26 protein-coding genes are annotated in these 24,637 nt (G+C 69.2%); 22 read left to right on the top strand and 4 right to left on the bottom strand.

Features of this window, described 5'->3' with window-relative positions; genetic code table 11:
* Window positions 1-43 precede the first annotated feature (43 nt).
* The 19 genes from R2B67_RS09825 to R2B67_RS09735 all read left to right on the top strand — a co-directional run bounded on the left by R2B67_RS09825 (window position 44) and on the right by R2B67_RS09735 (window position 17,477).
* Window positions 44-1,147 (top strand): LCP family protein, encoded by a 1,104-nt coding sequence (locus tag R2B67_RS09825; protein WP_317817340.1) that lies wholly within the window; start codon window positions 44-46, stop codon window positions 1,145-1,147.
* 160 nt (window positions 1,148-1,307) lie between these two features.
* The gene (gene rpmE / locus R2B67_RS09820; RefSeq protein ID WP_003966263.1) at window positions 1,308-1,532 is read left to right on the top strand and encodes a 50S ribosomal protein L31; all 225 of its coding nucleotides are present in this window, start codon (window positions 1,308-1,310) and stop codon (window positions 1,530-1,532) included.
* Window positions 1,533-1,709: 177 nt separating this feature from the next.
* Window positions 1,710-2,786 (top strand): peptide chain release factor 1, encoded by a 1,077-nt coding sequence (gene prfA, locus R2B67_RS09815; RefSeq protein WP_109979578.1) that lies wholly within the window; start codon window positions 1,710-1,712, stop codon window positions 2,784-2,786.
* A gap of 52 nt (window positions 2,787-2,838) precedes the next feature.
* Window positions 2,839-3,684, top strand: a complete 846-nt coding sequence (gene prmC, locus R2B67_RS09810; RefSeq protein WP_030569164.1) for a peptide chain release factor N(5)-glutamine methyltransferase — start codon at window positions 2,839-2,841, stop codon at window positions 3,682-3,684.
* A gap of 52 nt (window positions 3,685-3,736) precedes the next feature.
* Window positions 3,737-4,384, top strand: coding sequence for an L-threonylcarbamoyladenylate synthase (locus R2B67_RS09805; RefSeq protein WP_018509916.1), 648 nt, complete (start codon window positions 3,737-3,739; stop codon window positions 4,382-4,384).
* The gene (locus R2B67_RS09800) at window positions 4,381-5,022 is read left to right on the top strand and encodes an arsenate reductase/protein-tyrosine-phosphatase family protein (RefSeq protein ID WP_073878323.1); all 642 of its coding nucleotides are present in this window, start codon (window positions 4,381-4,383) and stop codon (window positions 5,020-5,022) included. The genes R2B67_RS09805 and R2B67_RS09800 overlap by 4 nt, the downstream gene beginning before the upstream one ends.
* A 177-nt stretch (window positions 5,023-5,199) precedes the next feature.
* Window positions 5,200-6,498: a serine hydroxymethyltransferase gene (locus R2B67_RS09795; RefSeq protein ID WP_317817339.1), complete on the top strand. Its 1,299-nt coding sequence runs from the start codon at window positions 5,200-5,202 to the stop codon at window positions 6,496-6,498.
* A 180-nt stretch (window positions 6,499-6,678) separates the two neighbouring features.
* On the top strand, window positions 6,679-8,028 hold the full coding sequence (locus R2B67_RS09790; protein WP_317817338.1) for an MraY family glycosyltransferase: 1,350 nt from the start codon (window positions 6,679-6,681) through the stop codon (window positions 8,026-8,028).
* Window positions 8,029-8,317: 289 nt separating this feature from the next.
* Window positions 8,318-8,731: a hypothetical protein gene (locus tag R2B67_RS09785; RefSeq protein WP_317817337.1), complete on the top strand. Its 414-nt coding sequence runs from the start codon at window positions 8,318-8,320 to the stop codon at window positions 8,729-8,731.
* Window positions 8,732-9,119: 388 nt separating this feature from the next.
* Complete coding sequence (locus tag R2B67_RS09780; protein ID WP_018509912.1) at window positions 9,120-9,560, top strand: Cg1360 family ATP-synthase-associated protein; 441 nt, start codon at window positions 9,120-9,122, stop codon at window positions 9,558-9,560.
* A 200-nt stretch (window positions 9,561-9,760) separates the two neighbouring features.
* Window positions 9,761-10,588, top strand: a complete 828-nt coding sequence (gene atpB / locus R2B67_RS09775; RefSeq protein ID WP_317817336.1) for a F0F1 ATP synthase subunit A — start codon at window positions 9,761-9,763, stop codon at window positions 10,586-10,588.
* 94 nt (window positions 10,589-10,682) lie between these two features.
* Window positions 10,683-10,919 (top strand): ATP synthase F0 subunit C, encoded by a 237-nt coding sequence (atpE, locus tag R2B67_RS09770; RefSeq protein WP_109979583.1) that lies wholly within the window; start codon window positions 10,683-10,685, stop codon window positions 10,917-10,919.
* Window positions 10,920-10,956: 37 nt separating this feature from the next.
* Window positions 10,957-11,493, top strand: coding sequence for a F0F1 ATP synthase subunit B (locus tag R2B67_RS09765; protein WP_161265984.1), 537 nt, complete (start codon window positions 10,957-10,959; stop codon window positions 11,491-11,493).
* Complete coding sequence (locus tag R2B67_RS09760; protein WP_317817335.1) at window positions 11,490-12,305, top strand: F0F1 ATP synthase subunit delta; 816 nt, start codon at window positions 11,490-11,492, stop codon at window positions 12,303-12,305. The genes R2B67_RS09765 and R2B67_RS09760 overlap by 4 nt, the downstream gene beginning before the upstream one ends.
* 143 nt (window positions 12,306-12,448) lie before the next feature.
* On the top strand, window positions 12,449-14,020 hold the full coding sequence (gene atpA, locus R2B67_RS09755) for a F0F1 ATP synthase subunit alpha (RefSeq protein ID WP_015611378.1): 1,572 nt from the start codon (window positions 12,449-12,451) through the stop codon (window positions 14,018-14,020).
* A 3-nt stretch (window positions 14,021-14,023) separates the two neighbouring features.
* Window positions 14,024-14,941 (top strand): F0F1 ATP synthase subunit gamma, encoded by a 918-nt coding sequence (locus tag R2B67_RS09750; protein ID WP_317817334.1) that lies wholly within the window; start codon window positions 14,024-14,026, stop codon window positions 14,939-14,941.
* Window positions 14,941-16,383, top strand: coding sequence for a F0F1 ATP synthase subunit beta (gene atpD, locus R2B67_RS09745; protein WP_109979586.1), 1,443 nt, complete (start codon window positions 14,941-14,943; stop codon window positions 16,381-16,383). The genes R2B67_RS09750 and atpD overlap by 1 nt, the downstream gene beginning before the upstream one ends.
* 109 nt (window positions 16,384-16,492) lie before the next feature.
* Window positions 16,493-16,867 carry a F0F1 ATP synthase subunit epsilon gene (locus R2B67_RS09740; RefSeq protein WP_015611381.1) on the top strand — a complete coding sequence of 125 codons (375 nt, stop codon included), beginning with the start codon at window positions 16,493-16,495 and terminating at the stop codon, window positions 16,865-16,867.
* A gap of 163 nt (window positions 16,868-17,030) precedes the next feature.
* The gene (locus R2B67_RS09735; protein ID WP_030569125.1) at window positions 17,031-17,477 is read left to right on the top strand and encodes a DUF2550 domain-containing protein; all 447 of its coding nucleotides are present in this window, start codon (window positions 17,031-17,033) and stop codon (window positions 17,475-17,477) included.
* A 165-nt stretch (window positions 17,478-17,642) separates the two neighbouring features.
* Here R2B67_RS09735 and R2B67_RS09730 read toward each other — a convergent pair whose 3' ends face one another.
* From R2B67_RS09730 to R2B67_RS09720, 3 genes are all read right to left on the bottom strand, one after another.
* Window positions 17,643-19,517, bottom strand: coding sequence for a glycosyl hydrolase family 18 protein (locus R2B67_RS09730; RefSeq protein ID WP_317817333.1), 1,875 nt, complete (start codon window positions 19,515-19,517; stop codon window positions 17,643-17,645).
* A 234-nt stretch (window positions 19,518-19,751) separates the two neighbouring features.
* Entirely contained in the window at window positions 19,752-20,402 is a 651-nt protein-coding gene (locus R2B67_RS09725) for a response regulator (protein ID WP_109979588.1), read from the bottom strand.
* Window positions 20,399-21,586, bottom strand: coding sequence for a sensor histidine kinase (locus R2B67_RS09720; protein ID WP_317817332.1), 1,188 nt, complete (start codon window positions 21,584-21,586; stop codon window positions 20,399-20,401). Before R2B67_RS09720 ends, R2B67_RS09725 begins: the two co-directional genes overlap by 4 nt.
* Before the next feature lie 151 nt (window positions 21,587-21,737).
* On the opposite strand from R2B67_RS09720, the gene R2B67_RS09715 reads away from it, so the two are divergent.
* Window positions 21,738-22,316 (top strand): hypothetical protein, encoded by a 579-nt coding sequence (locus R2B67_RS09715; RefSeq protein WP_317817331.1) that lies wholly within the window; start codon window positions 21,738-21,740, stop codon window positions 22,314-22,316.
* Between the two features lie 11 nt (window positions 22,317-22,327).
* Here R2B67_RS09715 and R2B67_RS09710 read toward each other — a convergent pair whose 3' ends face one another.
* Window positions 22,328-22,900, bottom strand: coding sequence for a cob(I)yrinic acid a,c-diamide adenosyltransferase (locus tag R2B67_RS09710; protein WP_018509899.1), 573 nt, complete (start codon window positions 22,898-22,900; stop codon window positions 22,328-22,330).
* Between the two features lie 208 nt (window positions 22,901-23,108).
* Between R2B67_RS09710 and R2B67_RS09705 the strand changes: the two genes are divergently transcribed.
* Together R2B67_RS09705 and R2B67_RS09700 are read left to right on the top strand one after the other, a co-directional pair.
* On the top strand, window positions 23,109-23,957 hold the full coding sequence (locus R2B67_RS09705; RefSeq protein ID WP_018509898.1) for a 3-hydroxyacyl-CoA dehydrogenase family protein: 849 nt from the start codon (window positions 23,109-23,111) through the stop codon (window positions 23,955-23,957).
* 223 nt (window positions 23,958-24,180) lie between these two features.
* Window positions 24,181-24,504 (top strand): STAS domain-containing protein, encoded by a 324-nt coding sequence (locus R2B67_RS09700; RefSeq protein ID WP_018492200.1) that lies wholly within the window; start codon window positions 24,181-24,183, stop codon window positions 24,502-24,504.
* Window positions 24,505-24,637 lie beyond the last annotated feature (133 nt).

Below are 24,637 nucleotides of genomic sequence, written 5' to 3'. Positions count from 1 at the left end.
GCCGGGGGCGAGGAGCAGCGGAACGCCGTAACGAGGGAGACGCGTGAGCGAGCAGAAGAAGACCCCGGGGCGGATACGCGGCACCGGCACCCGCCGGAGGAAGCCCACCCGCCGTCAGCGCGCCAAGGCCGTCACGGCCTGGACGGTGGCGGGCGTGGTGGTCGTCGGCGGGGCCGGGCTCGGATACGCGTACGTCACGCTCGACGGCAACCTCTCCAGCATCGACATCGACGCCAAGCTCGGCTCCGACCGCCCCGACGACGTGGACGACGGCTCGCAGGACATCCTGGTGCTGGGCTCCGACTCGCGCTCCGGTGACAACGGCAAGTACGGCGCAGACGAGGGCGCGGCCCGCTCCGACACGGCGATGGTCCTGCACGTCGACAAGGGCCACAAGTCGGCGAGCGTCGTCTCGATACCGCGCGACACCCTGATCGAACGCCCCTCCTGCGCGAGTGACACGACGGACGAGACCGTCCCCGCCGAGCACCGCGCGATGTTCAACACGGCCTACGAGGTCGGCGGACCGGCCTGCGCGGTGAAGACCGTCGAATCCATGTCCGGTATCCGCATGGACCACTACGTCGAGGTCGACTTCACCGGCTTCGAGAAGCTCATCGACGAGCTGGGCGGCGTCGAGATCACCACGAAGACCGCCATCAACGACTCCAAGAGCCATCTCGACCTGGAGCCGGGCACCCACACCCTGGACGGGCAGGAGTCCCTCGGCCTCGTCCGTACCCGCAAGAGCGTCGGGGACGGCAGCGACCTCGGCCGTATCCAGCTCCAGCAGGCCTTCATCAAGGCGCTGATGGAGCAGGCGAAGAGCGTCGGCGTCTTCTCCAGCCCGAAGAAGCTGTTCGGCCTCGCGGACGCCGCGACCAAGGCCGTCACCACCGACTCCGGCCTCGGCTCGGTCAAGAAGCTCACCGGGTTCGCGAACGGCCTCAAGGGGCTCGGCGCGGACAACGTGCACATGGTGACCCTGCCGGTGGAGTACGACCCCGCCGACCCGAACCGGGTCCTCCCGCAGGAGAAGGCCGGCCGGCAGGTGTGGGCTGCGCTGAAGCAGGACCGGCCCATCCCCGCCTCCGCCACCGAGAAGTCCGCGGGGGACAAGGGAGACGCCGGACAGGTGGTGCGCTGACGCCGGACGGACGGCGGGCTGAGGCCCGCGGGGAATACCTGCGGCCCGCCCCCGGTTTTGGGAGATACGGCCGGTCCTGGCAGACTGGTACGTCGGCCCCGGTTCACGGCCGCGCAATCCGCGCGGACGACCCGGCGCCCTCCCGAAACTAGGAGACACCTTGAAGCGCGACATCCACCCCGAGTACGTCGAGACGCAGGTCAGCTGCACCTGCGGTGCGTCGTTCACCACCCGGAGCACCATCGACAACGGCACCATCCGTGCCGACGTCTGCTCCGAGTGCCACCCGTTCTACACGGGCAAGCAGAAGATCCTCGACACCGGCGGCCGCGTGGCCCGCTTCGAGGCCCGCTTCGGCAAGGCTGCCGGCTCCGCCAGCAAGTAGCGAGCCACTGCGCCGGTTCCTGGCGCCCTCTTCCCGGGGGCGTCGGAACCGGCGTTTTTTCCGGTCGGGTGTCCGGGGGAGCCCCTCCGTCGTCCGGGGGAGGCCCTCCGGACATCTCACCGGGCAGTCACGCCCTCCAGCAGGCCCGCAGAATTCAGACCAACCAGGAGCCCCCGAATGTTCGAGGCGGTCGAGGAACTGATCGGTGAACACGCCGGTCTTGAGAAGAAGCTCGCCGACCCGTCGGTCCACGCCGACCAGGCCAACGCGCGCAAGCTGAACAAGCGCTACGCGGAGCTGACCCCGATCGTCTCCACGTACCGGGCCTGGAAGCAGACCGGCGAGGACATCGAGACCGCCCGCGAGTTCGCCGCGGACGACCCCGACTTCGCCGCCGAGGTCAAGGAGCTGGAGAAGCAGCGCGAGGAGATCACGGAGAAGCTCCGCCTCCTCCTCGTCCCGCGCGACCCCAGCGACGACAAGGACGTGCTCCTGGAGATCAAGGCGGGCGCCGGCGGCGACGAGTCCGCCCTGTTCGCCGGTGACCTGCTGCGCATGTACCTGCGGTACGCCGAGCGCATCGGCTGGAAGACCGAGATCATCGACTCCACCGAGTCCGAGCTCGGCGGATACAAGGACGTCCAGGTCGCCGTCAAGACCAAGGGCGGCAACGGCGCCACCGAGCCCGGCCAGGGCGTCTGGGCCCGCATGAAGTACGAGGGCGGGGTGCACCGGGTGCAGCGCGTGCCCTCCACCGAGTCCCAGGGCCGCATCCACACCTCCGCCGCGGGCGTGCTCGTCACCCCCGAGGCCGAGGAGGTCGACGTCGAGATCCACGCAAACGATCTCCGTATCGACGTCTACCGCTCCTCCGGCCCCGGCGGCCAGTCCGTCAACACGACCGACTCCGCCGTCCGCATCACGCACCTGCCGACCGGCGTCGTCGCCTCCTGCCAGAACGAGAAGAGCCAGCTCCAGAACAAGGAGCAGGCCATGCGCATCCTGCGCTCCCGGCTGCTCGCCGCCGCCCAGGAGGCCGCCGAGCAGGAGGCCTCCGACGTGCGCCGCAGCCAGGTCCGTACGGTCGACCGCTCCGAGAAGATCCGTACGTACAACTTCCCGGAAAACCGCATCTCGGACCACCGCGTCGGCTTCAAGGCGTACAACTTGGACCAGGTGCTCGACGGAGAGCTCGACCCCGTCATCCAGGCGTGCGTCGACGCCGACTCCGCCGCCAAGCTCGCCAACGCGTGAGCCGCTGACCGTACCGCCCGCCCCGCACACGTAAACCGTACGGAGAACCGCGATGAACCTGCTGCTCGCCGAGGTGGCCCAGGCCACCCAGCGGCTGGCCGACGCCGGTGTCCCCTCACCGCGATTCGACGCCGAGGAACTCGCGGCCTTCGTGCACGGCGTGAAGCGGGGCGAGCTGCACCAGGTGCCCGACACCGACTTCGACGCCCGGTACTGGGAGACCATCGCCCGCCGCGAGGCCCGTGAACCGCTCCAGCACATCACCGGCCGCGCCTTCTTCCGCTACCTGGAGCTCCAGGTCGGACCCGGCGTCTTCGTGCCCCGGCCGGAGACCGAGTCGGTCGTCGGCTGGGCCATAGACGCCGTCCGCGCGATGGACGTCGTCGAGCCCGTCGTCGTCGACCTGTGCACCGGATCGGGCGCCATCGCGCTCGCCATGGCGCAGGAGGTCCCGCGCTCCCGCGTACACGCCGTTGAGCTCTCCGAGGACGCCCTCAGGTGGACCCGGAAGAACGCCGAGGGGTCCAGGGTCACCGTCCACAAGGGAGACGCCCTGAGCGCCCTCCCCGAGCTCGACGGCCAGGTCGACCTGGTGATCTCCAACCCGCCGTACATCCCGCTCACCGAATGGGAGTACGTCGCCCCCGAGGCCCGCGACCACGACCCGGAGATGGCCCTCTTCTCCGGCGAGGACGGCCTCGACACCATCCGCGGCATCGAGCGCACCGCCCACCGGCTGCTCCGCCCCGGCGGCCTCGTCGTCATCGAGCACGCCGACACCCAGGGCGGCCAGGTGCCGTGGATCTTCACCGAGGAGCGGGGCTGGGCCGACGCGGCCGACCACCCCGACCTCAACAAGCGCCCCCGGTTCGCCACCGCCCGCAAGGCCATGCCGTGACCGGCCCCCGACGCCACACCCCGTACCCGTACACGCTTCAGGAGGCCGGCTGATGGCACGGCGATACGACTGCAACGACGCCACCGACCGGACCACGGGGCTGCGCGAGGCCGCCTCCGCGATCCGCCGCGGCGAACTGGTCGTGCTGCCCACCGACACCGTGTACGGGATCGGTGCGGACGCCTTCAGCGCCGAGGGCGTCGCCGACCTGCTGGACGCCAAGGGGCGCGGCCGCAACATGCCCACCCCCGTCCTCATCGGCTCCCCGAACACCCTGCACGGCCTGGTCACCGACTTCTCCGAGCAGGCCTGGGAGCTGGTCGACGCGTTCTGGCCCGGCGCCCTCACTCTGGTCGCCAGGCACCAGCCCTCGCTCCAGTGGGACCTCGGCGACACCCGCGGCACCGTCGCCATCCGGATGCCGCTGCACCCCGTCGCCATCGAGCTGCTGACCGAGGTCGGCCCGATGGCCGTCTCCAGCGCCAACCTCACCGGACACCCCTCTCCCGAGGACTGCGACGCCGCCCAGGGCATGCTCGGCGACTCCGTCTCCGTCTACCTCGACGGCGGCCCGACGCCCGGCATCGTGCCGTCCTCGATCGTCGACGTCACCGGCGGAGTCCCGGTCCTCCTGCGGGCCGGTGCGCTCTCCGTCGAGGAGCTGCGCAAGGTGGTCCCCGACCTCGAGGTGGCCAATTGACCGCGCCCGAGGGGCGTGGCATAGCGGGGCGGACCGACACCTTCCGCATCCTCCACGTCAGCACCGGCAACGTCTGCCGCTCACCGATCACCGAGCGGCTGACCCGCCATGCCCTGGTGGGCCGCCTCGGCGACCCGCTCAGCGGCGGCCTGATCGTGGAGAGCGCGGGCACCTGGGGCCATGAGGGTGCCCCCATGGAGGCCAACGCCGAGGTCGTCCTCGCCGACTTCGGCGCGGACGCCAGCGGCTTCGTCGGCCGTGAGCTGCTCGACGAGCACGTGATCCGCGCCGACCTGGTCCTCACCGCCACCCGCGACCACCGCGCCCAGGTCATCTCCATGGGCCACTCCGCGGGCCTGCGCACCTTCACGCTCAAGGAGTTCACCCGGCTGGTGCGGGCGATAGACCCCGCCACCCTGCCCGACCCGCTCGACGAGGGCGTCGTCGAGCGCGCCCGCGCCCTGGTCCGCGCCGCCGCCGCACTGCGCGGCTGGCTGCTGGCCCCGACCGCCGAGGCGGACGAGGTCTACGACCCGTACGGCGCCCCCATCACCTTCTTCCGCTCCATCGGCGACGAGATCAACCAGGCGCTGGACCCGGTGGTCACGGCGCTCACGGGCGTCCGCGCGCCGCACTGACGCACGCACGCGCACGGACCGACGTACCCGCGCTGTACGGGTGCGCCCGCTACGCCCGGTGCGCCGACCGGCGTACGGGGCGCCGCGACAGCGGGCACACCGCCCCGCCCCGGCCTACATTGGAGCTGACACCGGCCCCCTCGCCGGCACACCCTCCTCCAGGCCCGGAGCCGTCCCATGCCGGTCACCTCACCCGCAGCTCCCGCTCCCGCACCCGTCCCCGCAGCCGTACCGGCCGCGCCCGAGGACCTGCCCCAGGACTTCGGCGCCCTGCTCCGCCAGGACCCGGAGATCGCCGGGGTCCTGCTCGCCGAGCGGAACCGGCAGGCCGCAGGCCTCCAGCTGATCGCCGCCGAGAACTTCACCTCGCCCGCGGTCCTGGCCGCCCTCGGCTCCCCGCTCGCCAACAAGTACGCCGAGGGATACCCGGGCGCCCGCCACCACGGCGGCTGCGAGCACGCGGACGCCGCCGAGCGCATCGCCGTACGCCGGGCCACCGCCCTCTTCGGCGCCGAACACGCCAACGTCCAGCCGCACTCCGGCTCCTCGGCCGTCCTCGCCGCCTACGCCGCCCTGCTGCGCCCGGGGGACACGGTGCTCGCGATGGGACTCCCGTACGGGGGACACCTCACCCACGGGGCGCCCGGCAACTTCTCCGGCCGCTGGTTCGACTTCGTCGGCTACGGGGTGAACCCTACGAGCGGCCTCATCGACTACCCCCGGCTCCGCGCCCTGGCCCGCGCCCGCCGCCCCAAGGCGATCGTCTGCGGCTCGATCTCCTACCCCCGCCACCCGGACTACGAGCTGTTCCGGGAGATCGCCGACGAGGTGGGCGCGTATCTGATCGCGGACGCCGCCCACCCGATGGGGCTGATCGCCGGGGGAGCGGCGCCGAGCCCGGTCCCGTACGCCGACGTCGTCTGCGCCACCACGCACAAGGTGCTGCGCGGACCGCGCGGCGGCATGATCCTGTGCGGCGCGGAGCTGGCCGAGCGGATCGACCGCGCCGTGTTCCCGTTCACCCAGGGCGGTGCGCAGATGCATACGGTGGCGGCGAAGGCGGTCGCGTTCGGGGAGGCGGAGACACCGGCGTACACGCTCTACGCGCACCAGGTGGTCGCCCACGCCCGGGTGCTGGCCGCGGGGCTTGAGGCCGAGGGCTTCGAGGTCACCACGGGCGGCACGGACACCCACATCATCGTCGCGGACCCGGCCCCGCTGGGGGTCGACGGCCGCACCGCCCGCGAGCGGCTGTCGGCGGCCGGCATGGTCCTGGACACGTGTGCGCTGCCGCACGGGGAGGCCCGGGGCATCCGGCTGGGGACCGCCGCCGTCACTACGCAGGGGATGGACGAGGGGGACATGGCGAGGATCGCGGCCCTGTTCGGGGCGGCGGTCCGGGAGCCGGGCGACGTGAGCCCGGTCGCGGCGGAGGTCCGGGAACTGGCCGCGCGCAATCCGCCGTACCCGCAGTAGCGCGATCCGACGTACCCGGTGCGGCGCGATCCGCCGTACCCGGTGTAGTCGCCCGGACCGTTTCCGGAGTCGTGGACTCCGGCGTATCCGGGGCAGACGATCCCTGTGCAACCATCACCCGTACCGTGGAGTCCTTGTTCCTGAGACTAGGGTGTGGGTTTTGGATGGCCGGCGAATTCTGTGGGGCAGCCCGTGCGTGATTACCTGCTGACGCTCTGTGTCACGGCAGCGGTGACCTATCTGCTGACCGGACCGGTGCGTAAGTTCGCCATCGCGGTCGGGGCGATGCCCGCGATCCGTGCGCGCGACGTCCACCGGGAGCCGACACCCCGGCTCGGTGGGATCGCCATGTTCGGCGGACTGTGTGCGGGACTGATCGTCGCCGACCACCTGTTCAACCTGAAGGGCGTCTTCGAACTCTCCAACGAGCCAAGGGCGTTGCTCTCCGGCGCCGCCCTGATCTGGCTGATCGGCGTGCTCGACGACAAGTTCGAGATCGACGCCCTGATCAAGCTCGGCGGCCAGATGATCGCGGCTGCCGTCATGGTCATCCAGGGCCTCACGATCCTGTGGCTGCCGATCCCCGGCATCGGCACGGTCGCCCTCACCCAGTGGCAGGGCACGCTCCTCACGGTGGCGCTGGTCGTCATCACGATCAACGCGGTCAACTTCGTCGACGGCCTGGACGGGCTCGCGGCGGGCATGGTGTGCATCGCCTCGACGGCGTTCTTCCTCTACGCGTACCGCCTCTGGATGGGGTACGGGATCGAGGCGGCGGCCCCCGCGACGCTGTTCGCGGCGATCCTGATGGGCATGTGCATCGGCTTCCTGCCGCACAACATGCATCCGGCGCGGATCTTCATGGGGGACTCGGGCTCGATGCTGATCGGCCTGGTGCTGGCGGCCGGCGCGATCTCGATCACGGGCCAGGTCGACCCGGACAGCATGCAGATCTTCTTCCAGGGCAGCGAGCGCGGGGCCACCCACGCGATGCTCCCGGTCTTCATCCCGCTGGTGCTGCCGCTGACGATCATCGCGATCCCGGCCGCGGACCTGATCCTGGCCATCGTCCGGCGCACCTGGAACGGCCAGTCGCCGTTCGCCGCCGACCGGGGCCACCTGCACCACCGCCTGCTGGAGATCGGCCACTCGCACAGCCGGGCCGTGCTGATCATGTACTTCTGGTCGGCCCTGATCGCCTTCGGCGCCGTCGGCTACTCGGTGCACTCGGCGTCGATGTGGATCGTCTTCGTGATCATCGCGGCGAGCGCGGTGGGCCTGGTCCTGCTCCTGATGCCGCGCTTCACCCCCCGCACCCCGCACTGGGCCAACCGCTTCGTCCCGCCGCGCTACCGCCGCCCCGCCCCGGAGCAGGCCTCCTCCTCCGCGTACGAGGAGAAGCCGGAGCTCGTGACCTCCGGGGCCCAACAGGCCGCGCAGACGGCCCGGACAGCGGGCCTCAACGGCGCCACGGCGGTGGGCGGTCGTCAGCGTTTCCTCTCGCGGCAGAAGGTCGACAGCCGCCGCTAGGCGGCCTACGACACGGCAGCCGGAGCGACATTGGCCGGTTTGTGATTTCTGCGGTGGCGTGCTCGGTCGTGGCTCTGTGGGCACGCCTGCCATCAGCGCTCTTCGGTGCCGTGTTTCCTGCGCCCAGGGTGTACGGGCAGAGAAAAGACAGGAATAAGACATTCCCTTTTTGCGGTCTTGACTATTCGCGTTAAAACTCATTGCGGTGGACTTCGCGTTTCGCCTAGCGTCTGGCGTGCCGCGTCCGAGACCAGGACGTGGTAATCCAAGATTGCATCAAGGGGGAACAGTGCGTAAAACTGCCTGCATAATCGCGTCGGCGGTGATGATGAGTGGCCTGCTCGGAGCTGGAGTCGCCCAGGCCTCGACGCCGGCTGCTCAGCAGCCCATCGAGGCTAAGGCAACCAAGAAGTTCGACACGCCGCTCTACCCGAACCGGAAGTCGGAGTCCTCGCAGAAGTTCAAAAAGGGGAAGACCGGCAAGGTGAAGTACACCGTGACCAAGAAGGGGTGGAACCACGCCGTCGGGTTCCGGCTCGTCACGTGCAAGGGTCACAAGGGCCTGACCGAGTGGATCGATTTCAAGAAGAAGAAGGGCGATTACTACACCTTCAAGAAATCGGTCAAGAAGGGGACCTGCTTCAAGGTGCAGGCCGGGCGCTCGTGGGCTCAGAGCGCTGAAGGTAAGGTGAAGTTCAGCTGACGCTTCAGCTGGGGACGGGCTAGGCGTGCATGGGTCGGTGGTCACTCTCGTGGCCACCGGCCCTTCTGCTTGGCGTGGACGTCACGCCGTGTGGAACGTCGCTCGTGCGGGTGGCGCCGACGAGGCCCTGATCAAATACCTGCATTACCAGACATCCCGCCCAGTTCGGCACTCAGACGCGCGCGGTAGTCCTCATGTGTGACAGTTGGCACACTTTCCAGGTAAAGACCTCATCAAATAGTTTGTGATACCGTTCACGAGACCCGGTGGCGGAGCCGAAGGACCCTAGTGCGACGGTCCTCGTACCCGTAAAACCGCCTCGCGGACCGGGCCTAAGCTCGTCCATGACGACGCCCCATTCCTCCCTTAGACCAGTGGAGCTGCCGCCATGCAGTCCGACATGCGCGAAGTACTGCGCATCGCCACCCCCACCGCCGCGGTGGGAGCCATCGCCACGCTTGTCGGCGGGCTCGTCGCCGGCGGCGAGGGGGCGATCGGCGCCGCGGTGGGTTGCGTGGTCGTGATCGTCTTCATGGCGCTCGGACTGCTGGCGCTCAACTGGGTCGCCAAGGCCATGCCTCACCTGTTCCAGGGCATGGGGCTGATGATCTACTCGGGCCAGCTCGTGCTCCTGCTGATCTTCATCCTCAGCATCCGGAACACCTCTCTCTTCGACCTTCAGGTCTTCGCCCTCTCGCTGGTCGCGGCCGTGATCACCTGGATCACCACGCAGGCCGTACTGCACGCGCGCAGCAAGACCCTTTACGTCGACCCCGACGCGGACGCCCGGAACCGACCGGGCGGAGCTGGGGGAGATCGTGACGAGTAGGGCCGGGATAAAGCCGTGTTCGACGTGCTGCTATCGTCCGGTCTCGGTTGCGGTAGTGCGAGCGCGGGCAACAGGGCGGTCGCTTGATTCATCGCGAGGCTTCGGGCCCGGCCGCCGCCTCCTCACCGTAAGAACCAGTCCGGTGCCGACCTGCGGCCACCCGCCGCTCCGACACAACGAGGTAGCCGCATCCATGCGCCATGCAGAAGGAGCTCTTGGTGACTGACGCCCAGACGCTCGCCTTTGAGACGAACTGCCACCTGTTCAAGGACTGCGGGTTCCAGGCCCCCAGCGTGTGGTCGTTCATCTTCGAGCCGCTCTTCACCATTGGGCCTGTCGAGTTCAACAAGCCCATGCTGCTCGCGATCATCGGCACGTTCGCGATCCTGGCCTTCTTCTGGGCCGGTTTCTCGAAGCCCAAGGTCGTTCCGGGCAAGCTGCAGATGGTCGCCGAGGCGCTGTACGACTTCGTCCACCGAGGCATCGCCAAGGAGGTCATCGGCAAGAAGGGGGAGCCCTTCGTCCCGCTGCTGGTCTCGTTGTTCTTCTTCGTCTGGATCCTGAACCTCTGGGCGCTCATCCCGATCGCCCAGTTCCCGGTCAGCTCCGTCATCGCCTATCCCGTCGCCCTCGCTCTGGTCGTCTGGGTGACGTACATGACGGTGACGTTCCGGTCGAACGGATTCGTCGGAGGCATTCGCAACCTCTGCGTCCCGAGCGGTCTGCCCAAGCCGATCTACGTGCTGCTGACGCCGCTGGAGTTCGTCTCCAACGTCATCGTCCGCCCGTTCACGCTGGCGGTGCGACTCTTCGCGAACATGTTCGCGGGCCACATCCTGATCCTGATCTTCACGATCGCCACCTGGTACATGCTCGGCACCGTCCTGGGCACGGTCTACGCCTCCGCGTCGTTCGTCATGACGCTGGTCATCACCGTGTTCGAGATGTTCATCCAGGCCCTTCAGGCCTACGTGTTCACGGTGCTGACCGCCACGTACCTGTCCCAGGCGCTCGAAGAAGCCCACTGAGGACCCGAAAGCCCCCGGCTTCACCCCTCAGCTCCCCAGACGCCCGGTGCGAAGACCATTTCCACCGGACCCACCAAGAGAAGGAACCACAGACATGTCTGCTGCTTTCGAGACCCTCGCGGCCGTGAACGGCAACGTCGGCACCATCGGCTACGGCCTCGCCGCGATCGGCCCCGGCATCGGCATCGGCATCATCTTCGGTAACGGTGTGCAGGCCATCGCCCGCCAGCCCGAGGCCGCCGGCATCATCCGTCAGAACATGCTGCTCGGCTTCGCCGTCGTCGAGGCCCTGGCCCTGATCGGCTTCGTCGTCCCGTTCATCGTCAAGTGACGTTGTGCCTGTAGCTTCATTCGACGAAAGGTCCACCATGATGTATCTGGCAGCCGAGAAGGCGCAGGACCCTCTGCTCCCGGTGTGGCCTGAGATCGTCATCGGCTTGATCTGCTTCGGCATCGTCTTCTTCGTCTTCTCGAAGAAGCTCCTCCCGGTGATCAACAAGACCCTGGACGAGCGTCGCGAGGCGATCGAGGGTGGCATCGAGAAGGCCGAAGCGGCTCAGACCGAGGCGCAGAGCGTCCTTGAGCAGTACAAGGCTCAGCTCGCCGAGGCCCGCCACGAGGCCGCTCGTCTGCGCCAGGAGGCGCAGGAGCAGGGTGCCGTCATCATCCAGGAGATGAAGGCGGAAGGTCAGCGGCAGCGCGAAGAGATCATCGCCGCCGGCCACGCCCAGATCGAGGCCGACCGCAAGGCCGCGTCCTCCGCGCTGCGCCAGGACGTGGGCAAGCTCGCCACCGACCTGGCCGGCAAGCTCGTCGGCGAGTCCCTCCAGGACCACGCCCGGCAGAGCGGCACCGTCGACCGTTTCCTCGACGAGCTCGAGGCGAAGGCCGAGGCCGCCCGATGAACGGCGCGAGCCGCGAGGCACTGGCCGCCGCACGTGAGCGGCTCGACGCGCTGACCGACAACACGTCGGTCGACGCGGCGGCCCTCGCCGACGATCTGGCTTCGGTCACCGCGCTGCTCGACCGCGAGGTTTCGCTGCGCCGGGTTCTCACGGACCCGGCCCAGAGCGGCGAGAGCAAGGCCGAGCTGGCCGCGCGCCTGCTCAGCGGTCAGGTCAGCGGCGAAGCCGTCGACCTGGTCTCCGGGCTGGTCCGCTCCCGCTGGTCGCAGTCGCGTGACCTGGTGGACTCGGTCGAGGAGCTGGCGAACACCGCAGACCTCACCGCGGCTCAGCGCGCGGGCGGCCTCGACGACGTCGAGGACGAGCTGTTCCGGTTCGGCCGGATCGTCGGCTCCGACACGGAGCTGCGTTCCGCGCTCACCAGCCGTACGGCCACCACCGCCGCCAAGAGCGAGCTGCTCCGCAGCCTGCTCGGCGGAAAGGCACAGCCGGTCACCGAGCGGATCATCGTCCGCCTGGTGACGCAGCCGCGGGGACGTAGCCTGGAGGCAGGGATCGAATCCCTGTCCAAGCTCGCCGCGGAGCGCCGCGACCGCGCGGTCGCCGTCGTCACCTCGGCGGTGCCGCTCAGTGACCGGCAGAAGCAGCGTCTCGGCGCCGCTCTCGCCAAGATCTACGGCCGCGAGATGCACCTGAACCTGGACGTGGACCCCGCGGTCCTCGGCGGGATCTCGGTGCGCGTCGGTGACGAGATCATCAACGGCACCGTCGCGGAGCGCCTCGAAGAGGCGACCCGTCGCATGGCCGGCTGACGCAGCGCAGCAGAGCAAGGCAGCAGAACAAGCAAGACCAGCGGCCCGGTTGGGCCGTGCAGAAATTGCAGAAGATTCCTGGGGGTCGGCCCCCAGACCCCCTTAAGAAACTTCGGGCCCAACAAGGAGAGCAGGGAACCCAGATGGCGGAGCTCACGATCCGGCCGGAGGAGATCCGGGACGCGCTGGAGAACTTTGTCCAGTCGTACAAGCCGGACGCGGCCTCGCGCGAGGAGGTCGGTACGGTCAGCGTTGCCGGCGACGGCATCGCGAAGGTGGAGGGCCTGCCCTCCGCCATGGCGAACGAGCTGCTGAAGTTCGAGGACGGAACCCTCGGTCTCGCCCTCAACCTCGAGGAGCGCGAGATCGGTGCGATCGTTCTCGGCGAGTTCAGCGGTATCGAGGAGGGCCAGCCGGTGCAGCGCACCGGTGAGGTGCTCTCCGTCGGCGTCGGCGAGGGCTACCTCGGCCGCGTCGTCGACCCGCTCGGCCAGCCGATCGACGGTCTCGGCGAGATCGCGACCGACGGCCGCCGCGCCCTCGAGCTGCAGGCCCCTGGCGTCATGGTCCGCAAGTCGGTGCACGAGCCGATGCAGACCGGCTACAAGGCCGTCGACGCCATGGTGCCGATCGGCCGCGGCCAGCGTCAGCTGATCATCGGCGACCGTCAGACGGGTAAGACCGCTCTGGCCGTCGACACGATCATCAACCAGCGCGACAACTGGCGCTCCGGCGACGTGAACAAGCAGGTGCGCTGCATCTACGTCGCCATCGGTCAGAAGGGCTCCACCATCGCCTCCGTGCGTGGTGCGCTCGAAGAGGCCGGCGCGCTGGAGTACACGACCATCGTCGCCGCCCCGGCGTCCGACCCGGCCGGCTTTAAGTACCTGGCGCCGTACACCGGTTCGGCCATCGGCCAGCACTGGATGTACCAGGGCAAGCACGTCCTGATCATCTTCGACGACCTCTCGAAGCAGGCCGACGCCTACCGCGCCGTGTCCCTGCTGCTGCGCCGCCCGCCGGGCCGTGAGGCCTACCCGGGTGACGTCTTCTACCTGCACTCGCGTCTGCTGGAGCGCTGCGCCAAGCTCTCCGACGAGATGGGTGCCGGTTCGATGACGGGCCTCCCGATCGTCGAGACCAAGGCGAACGACGTGTCGGCGTTCATCCCGACCAACGTCATCTCCATCACCGACGGCCAGTGCTTCCTGGAGTCCGACCTGTTCAACGCGGGTCAGCGTCCGGCGCTCAACGTCGGTATCTCGGTCTCCCGAGTCGGTGGCTCCGCCCAGCACAAGGCCATGAAGCAGGTCTCCGGCCGGCTCCGCGTGGACCTCGCCCAGTACCGCGAGCTGGAGGCGTTCGCCGCCTTCGGTTCCGACCTGGACGCGGCCTCGAAGGCCTCGCTGGAGCGCGGTAAGCGCATGGTCGAGCTGCTGAAGCAGCCGCAGTACGCCCCGTTCCCGATGGAGGAGCAGGTCGTCTCCGTCTGGGCCGGTACCACGGGCAAGATGGACGACGTCCCGGTCGAGGACATCCGTCGCTTCGAGGCCGAGCTGCTGGAGTACCTGCGCCGTGAGCGCAAGGACCTCCTGACCAGCATCGCCGAGGGCGGCAAGATGTCCGACGACACGCTGCAGTCGATCGCCGACGCGATCGCCGCCTTCAAGCAGCAGTTCGAGACCTCGGACGGCAAGCTCCTGGGCGAGGGCTGATCGATGGGCGCTCAGCTTCGCGTTTACAAGCGCCGCATCCAAGCCGTCACCGCGACCAAGAAGATCACCAAGGCGATGGAGATGATCGCCGCCTCGCGCATCGTCAAGGCGCAGCGCAAGGTGGCGGCGTCGATGCCGTACGCGACCGAGCTCACCCGTGCGGTGACCGCGGTGGCGACCGGCTCCAACGCCAAGCACCCGCTCACCACCGAAGCCGAAGCGCCGACCCGCGCCGCGGTCCTGCTCGTCACGAGCGACCGCGGTCTGGCCGGCGGCTACTCCTCCAACGCCATCAAGGCGGCGGAGCGGCTGCGGGAGCGCCTTGCCGGCGAGGGCAAGGAGGTCGACACGTACATCGTCGGCCGTAAGGGTGTCGCGTACTACGGCTTCCGCGAGCGCAAGGTCGAGGAATCCTGGACCGGCTTCACCGACAACCCGGCGTACTCCGATGCCAAGCGCATCGCCGCCCCGTTGATCGAGGCCATCCAGAAGGAGACGGCCGAGGGCGGCGTCGACGAGCTGCACATCGTCTTCACGGAATTCGTGTCGATGATGACGCAGAACGCGATCGACGACCGGATGCTGCCGCTTTCGCTCGACGAGGTGGCGGAGGAGAGCACCCGCAAGGGCGAGATCCTTCCGCTGTTCGAGTTCGAGCCGTCGGCCGAGGACGTCCTCGACGCCCTTCTGCCGCGCTACGTCGAGAGCCGTATCTACAACGCACTGCTGCAGGCAGCCGCTTCCGAGCACGCTGCCCGCCGCCGCGCGATGAAGTCGGCCACCGACAACGCCGGGGACCTCATCAAGAGCCTCTCCCGGCTTGCCAACGCGGCCCGCCAGGCCGAAATCACCCAGGAAATCAGCGAGATCGTCGGCGGTGCCAGTGCTCTGGCCGACGCGACCGCGGGGAGTGACAAGTAATGACGACCACTGTTGAGACGGCCGCTGCCACGGGCCGCGTCGCCCGGGTCATCGGCCCGGTCGTCGACGTGGAGTTCCCCGTCGACGCGATGCCGGACATCTACAACGCCCTTCACGTCGACGTGGACGACCCGGCCGAGGCCGGCGCCCGCAAGACGCTGACCCTCGAAGTCGCCCAGCACCTGGGTGACGGCGTGGTCCGGGCGATCTCCATGCAGCCCACCGACGGCCTGGTCCGCCAGGCCCCGGTGACCGACACGGGCACGGGCATCACCGTCCCCGTCGGTGACGTCACCAAGGGCAAGGTGTTCAACACCCTCGGTCAGATCCTGAACGAGCCGGAGGCCGAGGCGCAGATCACCGAGCGCTGGCCGATCCACCGCAAGGCCCCGGCCTTCGACCAGCTCGAGTCCAAGACCGAGATGTTCGAGACCGGCCTGAAGGTCGTCGACCTTCTCACCCCGTACGTCAAGGGTGGAAAGATCGGTCTGTTCGGTGGTGCGGGCGTCGGCAAGACGGTCCTCATCCAGGAAATGATCATGCGTGTGGCGAAGCTGCACGACGGTGTGTCGGTGTTCGCCGGTGTCGGTGAGCGCACCCGTGAGGGCAACGACCTCATCGACGAGATGACCGAGTCGGGCGTTCTGGACAAGACCGCGCTCGTCTTCGGCCAGATGGACGAGCCGCCGGGGACGCGTCTGCGCGTGGCCCTGTCCGCCCTGACCATGGCGGAGTACTTCCGCGATGTGCAGAAGCAGGACGTGCTGCTCTTCATCGACAACATCTTCCGCTTCACGCAGGCCGGTTCCGAGGTCTCCACGCTGCTCGGCCGCATGCCGTCCGCGGTGGGTTACCAGCCGACCCTGGCCGACGAGATGGGTGTGCTCCAGGAGCGCATCACCTCGACGCGTGGTCACTCGATCACCTCGATGCAGGCGATCTACGTCCCCGCGGACGACCTGACCGACCCGGCCCCGGCCACCACGTTCGCCCACCTCGACGCGACGACGGTTCTCTCCCGTCCGATCTCCGAGAAGGGCATCTACCCGGCCGTGGACCCGCTGGACTCCACGTCCCGCATCCTGGACCCGCGTTACATCTCCCAGGACCACTACGCCGCGGCCAGCCGCGTCAAGGGGATCCTGCAGAAGTACAAGGACCTCCAGGACATCATCGCGATCCTCGGTATCGACGAGCTGGGCGAGGAGGACAAGCTCGTTGTCCACCGTGCCCGTCGCGTCGAGCGCTTCCTGTCGCAGAACACCCACGCCGCCAAGCAGTTCACCGGCCTGGACGGTTCGGACGTCCCGCTCGACGAGTCGATCGCCGCGTTCAACGCGATCTGCGACGGGGACTACGACCACTTCCCCGAGCAGGCGTTCTTCATGTGCGGTGGCCTGGACGACCTCAAGGCGAAGGCCAAGGAGCTCGGCGTCTCCTGAGCCTCCGGCTCACCGAGGGGGGTGGGGCTGGTCCCGCCCCCCTCACCACGCCCCGTAGAATTGAACCGACACCCGGCCGCGCGGCCGGGTGGTGACCCGAGGAGTCTCCTTGGCTGCTGAGCTGCATGTGGAGCTGGTCGCCGCGGACCGCAGTGTCTGGTCCGGCGAGGCCACCCTGGTCGTCGCGCGTACCACGTCCGGCGACATCGGCATCATGCCCGGTCACCAGCCGCTTCTCGGTGTGCTGGAATCGGGCCCGGTGACGATCCGCACGAGCGAGGGCGGTACCGTCATCGCCGCTGTGCACGGTGGTTTCATCTCGTTCGCGGACAACAAGCTGTCGCTGCTGGCCGAGATCGTCGAGCTGGCGGACGAGATCGATGTCCAGCGAGCCGAGCGTGCGCTGGAGCGCGCGAAGTCGGACGCGGACGCCGCCGCTGAGCGGCGCGCCGAGATCCGTCTGCGCGCGGTGGCGGTGCACTAGCACCCCCACGGAGCGATGTTTTTACTCAGCCGCGGCCCGCGCTGGAGAAATCCAGCCGTGTCGCGGCTGAGGCGATGCAGGTGCAGTTCAGTTCGAATCGGTTCGTTATCCGTTACGCGCTACGCGTTACCCGTTACTCGACGATGCGAGGAGGTCGGTGGAGATGGTCCTCGCGTTGTGGGTGGGCGTGTCCGTCATCGTGCTGGTCCTGGTGGGACTGTTCGTCTTCGGCCTGCGCCGGCGGCTGATCCAGCGGTCCGGAGGGACCTTCGACTGCTCGCTGCGCTGGGACGTCTCCGAGGAGCCGGACCCCTCAGGCAAAGGCTGGGTCTACGGGGTCGCCCGCTACAGCGGCGACCGCGTCGACTGGTTCCGTGTCTTCTCCTACGCTCCTCGCCCCCGCCGGGGCCTGGAGCGTTCTGCGATCGAGGTGATCGCCCGCCGGCTTCCGGAGGGCGAGGAGGAGCTCGCGCTGCTGTCCGACTCCGTCGTGCTCGGCTGTCTCCACCGGGGGACCCGCCTGGAGCTGGCGATGAGCGAGGACGCCCTGACCGGCTTCCTCGCCTGGCTGGAGGCGGCGCCGCCCGGCCAGCGGGTCAATGTCGCGTAGGAAGTAGCCCCGCTGGAAGGGGGTCCCCCGGACGAAGTCTGGGGGAGGGTCAACGTGGCCTAGGGCCGCAGGCCCGTACACAGCGAAAAGCCGGGGAGACGGGGGGCGGACCCGTCTCCCCGGCGCTTTTCGGGGGGTGGCGCTGGTGCGGTTACGGCGTGGTGGCTACTTGAGACCGTTGCTGATCGCGCTCACCAGTTCACCGTTGGTGGTGTCACCGGAGAACTCCCAGGAGAACGCGCCTCCCAGGCCCTGGCTCTTCGCCCAGGCCATCTTGGAGCCGATGGTGGCCGGGGTGTCGTAGCTCCACCAGTTGGTGCCGCAGTGCGCGTAGGCCGTGCCGGCGATGGTGCCGTTGGCCGGGCAGGTGTTCTTGAGGACCTTGTAGTCCTCGATGCCCGCCTCGTACGTGCCCGGGGCCGCGCCGGTCGCCGTGCCGCCCGGGGCGGCCTGGGTGACGCCGGTCCAGCCGCGGCCGTAGAAGCCGATGCCGAGGAGCAGCTTCTTGGCCGGAACGCCCTTGGCCTTCAGCTTGGCGATCGCGTCGGCGGAGGTGAAGCCCTGCTGGGGGATGCCGGTGTACGAGGTCAGCGGGGAGTGCGGGGCCGTCGGGCCCTTGGCCGCCCAGGCGCCGAAGAAGTCGTACGTCATCACGTTGTACCAGTCGAAGGACTGGGCCGCGCCGCCGTAGTCGGCGGCGTCGATCTTGCCGCCGCTGGAGCCGTCAGCGGTGATGGCGGCGGTGACCAGGTTGTTCGGGCCGAACTTGGCGCGCATGGCGTCGGCCATGGTCTTGATCGCGGCCGGGCCGCTGGTGTCGCAGGTCAGACCACAGGCGTTCGGGTACTCCCAGTCCAGGTCGATGCCGTCGAAGACATCGGCCCAGCGCGGGTCCTCGACCAGGTCGTAGCAGGACTGGGCGAAGGCGGCGGGGTTCTGGACGGCCTGGCCGAAGCCGCCGGACCAGGTCCAGCCGCCGAACGACCAGAGGATCTTGATGTGCGGGTACTGGGCCTTCAGCTTGCGCAGCTGGTTGAAGTTGCCGCGCAGCGGCTGGTCCCAGGTGTCGGCCTTGCCGTCGACGGACTGGTCGGCGGTGTACGCCTTGTCGTAGTCGGCGTAGGAGTCACCGATGGTGCACTTGCCGCCCTGCACGTTGCCGAAGGCGTAGTTGATGTGCGTGATCTTCGCGGCCGTGCCGGACGTCACCAGGTTCTTGACGTGGTAGTTGCGCCCGTAGACGCCCCAGTTGGTGAAGTAGCCCAGGTTGATCTTGTCGCCGCCGGGCTCCTCGCCGCCGCCACCGCCGGTGGTGCGGACCGAGACGGAGGCGGAGACCGGGCCGGTCTGGTCGATGGTGTCCCGGGCCTGGACCGCGTACGTGTAGTCGGTGCCGGCGGTCAGTCCGGTGTTGGTGTACGTGGTGCCGGTGACCGTGGCGATCTTGGCGCCGTTGCGCAGAACGTCGTAGTTCTTGACGCCCTTGTCGTCGGTGGCCGCGCTCCAGCTGAGCTTCACCGAGGTGTTGGTGACGTCGCTGGTGGTGGGGGTGCCGGGGGCGGAGGGCGGGTTGTCGCCGGGGACGGTGGAGCCGTCGCAGGAGGCGCCGTTGAGCTTACAGCCACTGGGGGCGCCGGGGCCGGAGCCGTTGAAGCCGAAGCTGACGCTGGCGCCGGGGGCGATGTTGCCGTTCCAGCCGAGGTTCTTGGCGGTCCAGCTGTTGCCGGAGCTGGTGACGGTGGCGTCCCAGGCGGAGTTGACCCGGGTCCCGGCGGGGTAGTCCCACTCGATGGTCCAGGAGGAGAGCGCCGTGGTGCCGGTGTTCTTCACCGTCCACTGGCCCTCGAAGCCGCTGCCCCAGTCGGACTTCTTGGTGAACGTGGCGGTGGCCGACGTGGCCGCCGCGGCCGGAGTCGCGAGACCCACCATCGCGGCGAATGGCACGGCCAGAGCGGTGAGACCGGCGATGACCTTGGACCGGCCGCTCCGCAGCGGTATCCATCTGAATCGGCTACGGCGTGGGGGAGTATCAGTGCTCAACGGTGCTCCTCGGGTGAGGTCCAGCAAACGGGGATGATTCGTGGACTGCAAACCCTGCGCCGCCCTGAGTACGGGTGCTCTCGTACTCACCGCAGTGTGTGATGGGTGACATTAGGAAGGTCTGGACCAATCGTCAAGAGGTCTGGACCAAAGATCGAGGGCCGGAACCGGCCCGGAATCGGACCGGAATCCGGCCTTTCGCGGCCCCGGACCGCGCCCGGGCCCCGGCCGCCGTCAGAGCCCCAACTCCTGTGCCAGCACGGCCGCCTGGACCCGGCTGCGCAGCCCCAGCTTGGCCAGCAATCTGCTGACGTGCGTCTTCACCGTCGCCTCCGCCATCGTCAGCCGCAGCGCGATCTCCGCGTTCGACAGCCCCTCGCCGAGACACCCCAGCACCTCCCGCTCCCGCCGGGTCAGCGCCTCCAGCACCGCCGGATCGGCCGCACCCGCCGCCCGTACGGACCGCGTCCCCGCGAACTCCGCGATCAGCCGCCGGGTCACGGCCGGTGCGATCAGCCCCTCGCCGCGCGCCACCGTCCGTACCGCCTCCAGCAGATCGCGGGCGTCGGTGTTCTTCAGCAGGAAGCCCGAGGCCCCCGCCCGCAGCGCCCCGAAGACGTACTCGTCCAGATCGAACGTGGTCAGCACCAGGACATCCGCCAGCTCCTCCGCCACCACCTGCCGGGTCGCCGCCACCCCGTCCAGCCGGGGCATCTGCACATCCATCAGGACGAGATCCGGCCGGAGTTCACGCGCCAGGCGCACCGCCGCCTCGCCGTCCGCCGCCTCCCCGACGACCTCGATGTCCGGCGCGCTGGAGAGGATCAGCACCAGCCCCGCCCGTACGGCTGCCTGGTCCTCGGCCACCAGTACCCGGATCGTCATTCCCGCATCTCCCTTTCTTGTACGGGCAGTTCCGCCCGCACCCGCCACAACGTCCCGTCCACGCAACCTGCTTCGAACGAGCCGCCCAGCAGCGCCACCCGCTCCCGCATCCCCACCAGACCGGCCCCCGACCCCGGCGCGGTGGGCCCCGGCCGGCTGCCGGACACGCTGGTCACCTCGACCGCCAGTACGTCGCCGGTGAGGTCGATCCGCACGGTCACCGGCCCCGGCGCCGCGTGCTTGAGGGCGTTGGTGAGGGACTCCTGCACGATCCGGTACGCGGCCAGTTCGACCGGGGTCGGCAGCGCCGCGGACCCCGCCGCCCGGGTGTCATCCAGCGCGCAGACCAGCCCGCTCGGGGCGCCGTTGGTGTTCGCCTGCTCGATCAGGGCGTCCAGCGATGCGAGCGTCGGCGCCGCGGCCGGGGCCCTGTCCTCACCGCCCTCGCGCAGCAGCCCGATCAGCCGGCGCATCTCCGCGAGCCCCTCCACGCTGTTCTCCCGGATCACCTCCAGCGCGTTCCGCGAGGTGTCCGGGTCGTCGATGGAGAGGGCCGCCGTGGAGTGGATCGCCACGGCGGAGAGGTGGTTCGCCACCATGTCGTGCAGCTCCCGGGCCATCCGGGCCCGCTCGGCGATCACCGCCTGCACCCGGTCCATCTCGGCCAGCCGTGCCGTCTGCGCGGCGGCCAGCCGGGCGGCCTCGGCCGCGATGCGGTGGTTGCGGACGCTGACGCCGGTGATCGCGGGGATGAAGGAGACCAGCCCGATGACCACGCCGATCAGCAGCGCCTCGGGCCTGCGGAACCAGGCCAGGAAACCGATCGTGGACGCGACGGTGATCAGGAGCGTGGCCACCGGGAGACGGCGGGCGGCGGCCGGGGTCCCGTACAGGACCGCCGCGTACATCACGTCCGTGAACATCAGGACGGTGGCCAGACTGCCCCGGGTGAACTGGTCCGCGATCAGCGCGACCACGGCGACGGTCAGCGCGGTGCGCGGGGCGCTGCGGCGCAGCAGCTCCGCCGTGGCGATCACGGCCACCGGTACGAGGGTGACCCAGGGCGCGGAGAGGGGGCGGCCATCCTGGGTGTGCAGGCCGAGCAGCCACAGGAGCAGCCCCCCGAGCAGCCCGGAGACGGCGAGGGCCACGTCGTCGCGGTGGGGGCGGATCGAGGTGAACACCCTTCCATCCAACACGCACCACGATCGCCGGGCCTCCCTTCGCAGACCGAGGCGTGACTACATCGAAGGATGCAGTGCCGTTTCGTCACCGCCGACGACGTATCCCCGCCCGGCGGACGGGAGGCTGAAGGGGAACGGGAGGAGAGACGCTGTGATCGCTCTACTGGTGGTGGCCTGCGAGGTCGCCTTCTGGGTGCTGCTGGCCGCCGGGCTCGCCCTGCGGTACGTCGCGAGGAAGCCGAAGCTCGGCGCGGCCGTGCTGCTCTGCGAGCCGCTGCTGGAGGTGGTGCTGCTCGTGGTGACGGTGATCGACCTGAGGAACGGCGCCGAGCCCGACTGGAAGCACGGGCTGGCCGCCGTCTACATCGGCTTCACCGTAGGCCTTGGCCATCACACCATCAAGAAGGTGGACGCCTGGGTCGCGCACCGCTGGTTCGGCGGCCCACCGCCGGTGAAGCCGCCGAAGTACGGCACGGCCCGCGCCGTCCACGAGTGGCGCACCGCCGCCCGCTGGATCCTCGCCGCGGCGGTCGCGCTGGGTCTGCTCCAGGCGGCGGTCTGGTACGTCGGTCCGGGCGGCGCCGTCAGCTCGCTCCAGGGCTGGCAGCAGAAGATGCTCCTGGTCATCGGCATCAACGTGATCATCGCCGGCGGCTACACGCTCTTCCCGAAGCAGGCCCCGAAGGACGCCAACGCGGCGGTGGAACGCGAGCCGGCCGACCGGCTCTAGGCCGACAGGCCTCAGCGCTCACCGCCCGGCACCCACAGCACGTCCCCGACCTCCTTGTTGGCGGTGCGCGCCAGGATGAACAGGAGGTCGGAGAGGCGGTTGAGGTAGGTGGCGGTCAGGGTGTTCATCACGTCGCCGTGCACCTCCAGCGCCGCCCAGGTCGACCGCTCGGCGCGCCGGACCACGGTGCACGCCTGGTGGAGCAGGGCGGCCCCAGGCGTACCCCCCGGAAGGATGAAGCTGCGGAGCTTCTCCAGCTCCTCCAGGAAGCGGTCGCAGTCCGCCTCCAGCTTGTCGATGTAGGACTGCTCGACCCGCAGCGGCGGGTACTTCGGGTCCTCGACCACCGGCGTCGACAGGTCGGCACCCACGTCGAAGAGGTCGTTCTGGACCCGTACGAGGACCTTCACCACGTCCTCGGAGAGCTGGCCCAGCGCGACGGCGGTCCCGATCACCGCGTTGGCCTCGTTGGCGTCCGCGTACGCCGCGATCCGCAGATCGGTCTTGGCGGTGCGGCTCATGTCGCCGAGGGCCGTGGTGCCCTGGTCGCCGGTCCGGGTGTAGATGCGCGTCAGATTGACCATGGGCCCAGCGTAGTTAAGGCCCGCACCCTCAACTACGCGTGGCACGGAGCCGAATGACGCGTCTCGGTGTGATGTCCGTCATTCGAGACGTGACGCGCATCTCTTCACGGCCACAGCGCCCCCGACGGGTACTAATCTCCGCCGGAGAGCAATGTGAACCGCCGTGAACAGATGCCGCAGAGGCGGACAGAGAACAAGGGGTGCGAACGTGGCCAGGAAGCTCGCCGTCATCGGGGCCGGACTCATGGGATCCGGGATCGCGCAGGTCTCCGCCCAGGCGGGCTGGGACGTCGTGCTGCGGGATGTCACCGACGCGGCGCTGACCCGCGGCCTGGACGGCATCAAGGCCTCGTACGACCGGTTCGTCGCCAAGGGCAAGCTGGAGGCGTCCGACGCCGAGGCCGCCCTCGCCCGCATCACCACGAGCACCGACCTCGACGCGGTCGCGGACGTGGACGTCGTGGTGGAGGCGGTCTTCGAGAAGCTGGAGGTCAAGCACGAGATCTTCCGCGCCCTGGACAAGGTCGTCGGCGAGAACACCGTGCTGGCCTCGAACACCTCCGCCATCCCGATCACGAAGATCGCGGCCGTGACGGAGCGTCCGGAGCGCGTCGTCGGCGTGCACTTCTTCTCGCCGGTCCCGATGATGCAGCTCTGCGAACTCGTACGCGGCTACAAGACCAGCGACGAAACCCTCGCCACCGCCCGGGAGTTCGCCGAGTCGGTCGGCAAGACCTGCATCGTCGTCAACCGCGATGTGGCGGGCTTCGTCACCACCCGGCTCATCTCGGCCCTCGTCGTCGAGGCCGCCAAGCTGTACGAGTCGGGCGTCGCCACGGCCGAGGACATCGACACCGCCTGCAAGCTCGGGTTCGGCCACGCCATGGGCCCGCTCGCCACGGCCGACCTGACCGGCGTCGACATCCTGCTCCACGCCACGAGCAACATCTACACCGAATCGCAGGACGAGAAGTTCGCGGCTCCCGAGCTGATGCGCCGGATGGTCGACGCAGGTGACATCGGGCGCAAGAGCGGGCAGGGCTTCTACACGTACTGACCGCAGCCGCACCCCTGCCCCTCCGGCCCGCCGCCGACGGGGTGGGGAGTGTACCCGGCGGTGTCCGGTCTCCGGCGAACCGACGTCACTCCACCGAGTGAATTCGGTATCGGTTCGCTTACAGACGGCAACTTCCCCGTCGTCGCGGCAGTCAGTTGTGGAAGAGAAGAACAGACAGAGAGCGGACAGGCGACCTCGCCACGGAGCGAGCAGGGGAGCGCATATGCATATCAGGGGCGACCACGCCGAGCTGGTCGTCGGGGGCCGCCTCGACGTCCGAAGCGCGGCGGACGCCCGTACGGTCCTGCACTCGGCCGTCGACGACGGAGCCGGCGATCTGGTGCTGGACCTGACCGAGCTGAATTCCTGGGACGCCACCGGACTCGGCGTCATCATGGGGGCCCACCGCAGAGCCGGCCGGGCCGGGCGCCGTCTCGTGCTGCGCGGCGTCCCGCCGCAGATGCAGCGCCTCCTGGTGGCCACCCGGCTGCACCGCATCCTGGCGATCGAGGGCGGGATCGCCGCCGATTCACTGCCGCGCGTCTGAGGTACGCAGGGAGCCGCGCGTCTGAGTACGTACCCGGACCGTCGGGGCAGAAGACGCGCAATCCTCACCGGAATGTGACGTCCCGGACGGCATGGCACCCCGCCCGTGCGTGGATACTGTGCGAAGGTCTAGG

Source organism: Streptomyces cyaneofuscatus (assembly GCF_033109485.1).
In the GTDB taxonomy this organism is placed as follows: Bacteria; Actinomycetota; Actinomycetes; order Streptomycetales; family Streptomycetaceae; genus Streptomyces; species Streptomyces cyaneofuscatus.
This window is presented reverse-complemented; position numbering and strand designations above follow the sequence as displayed.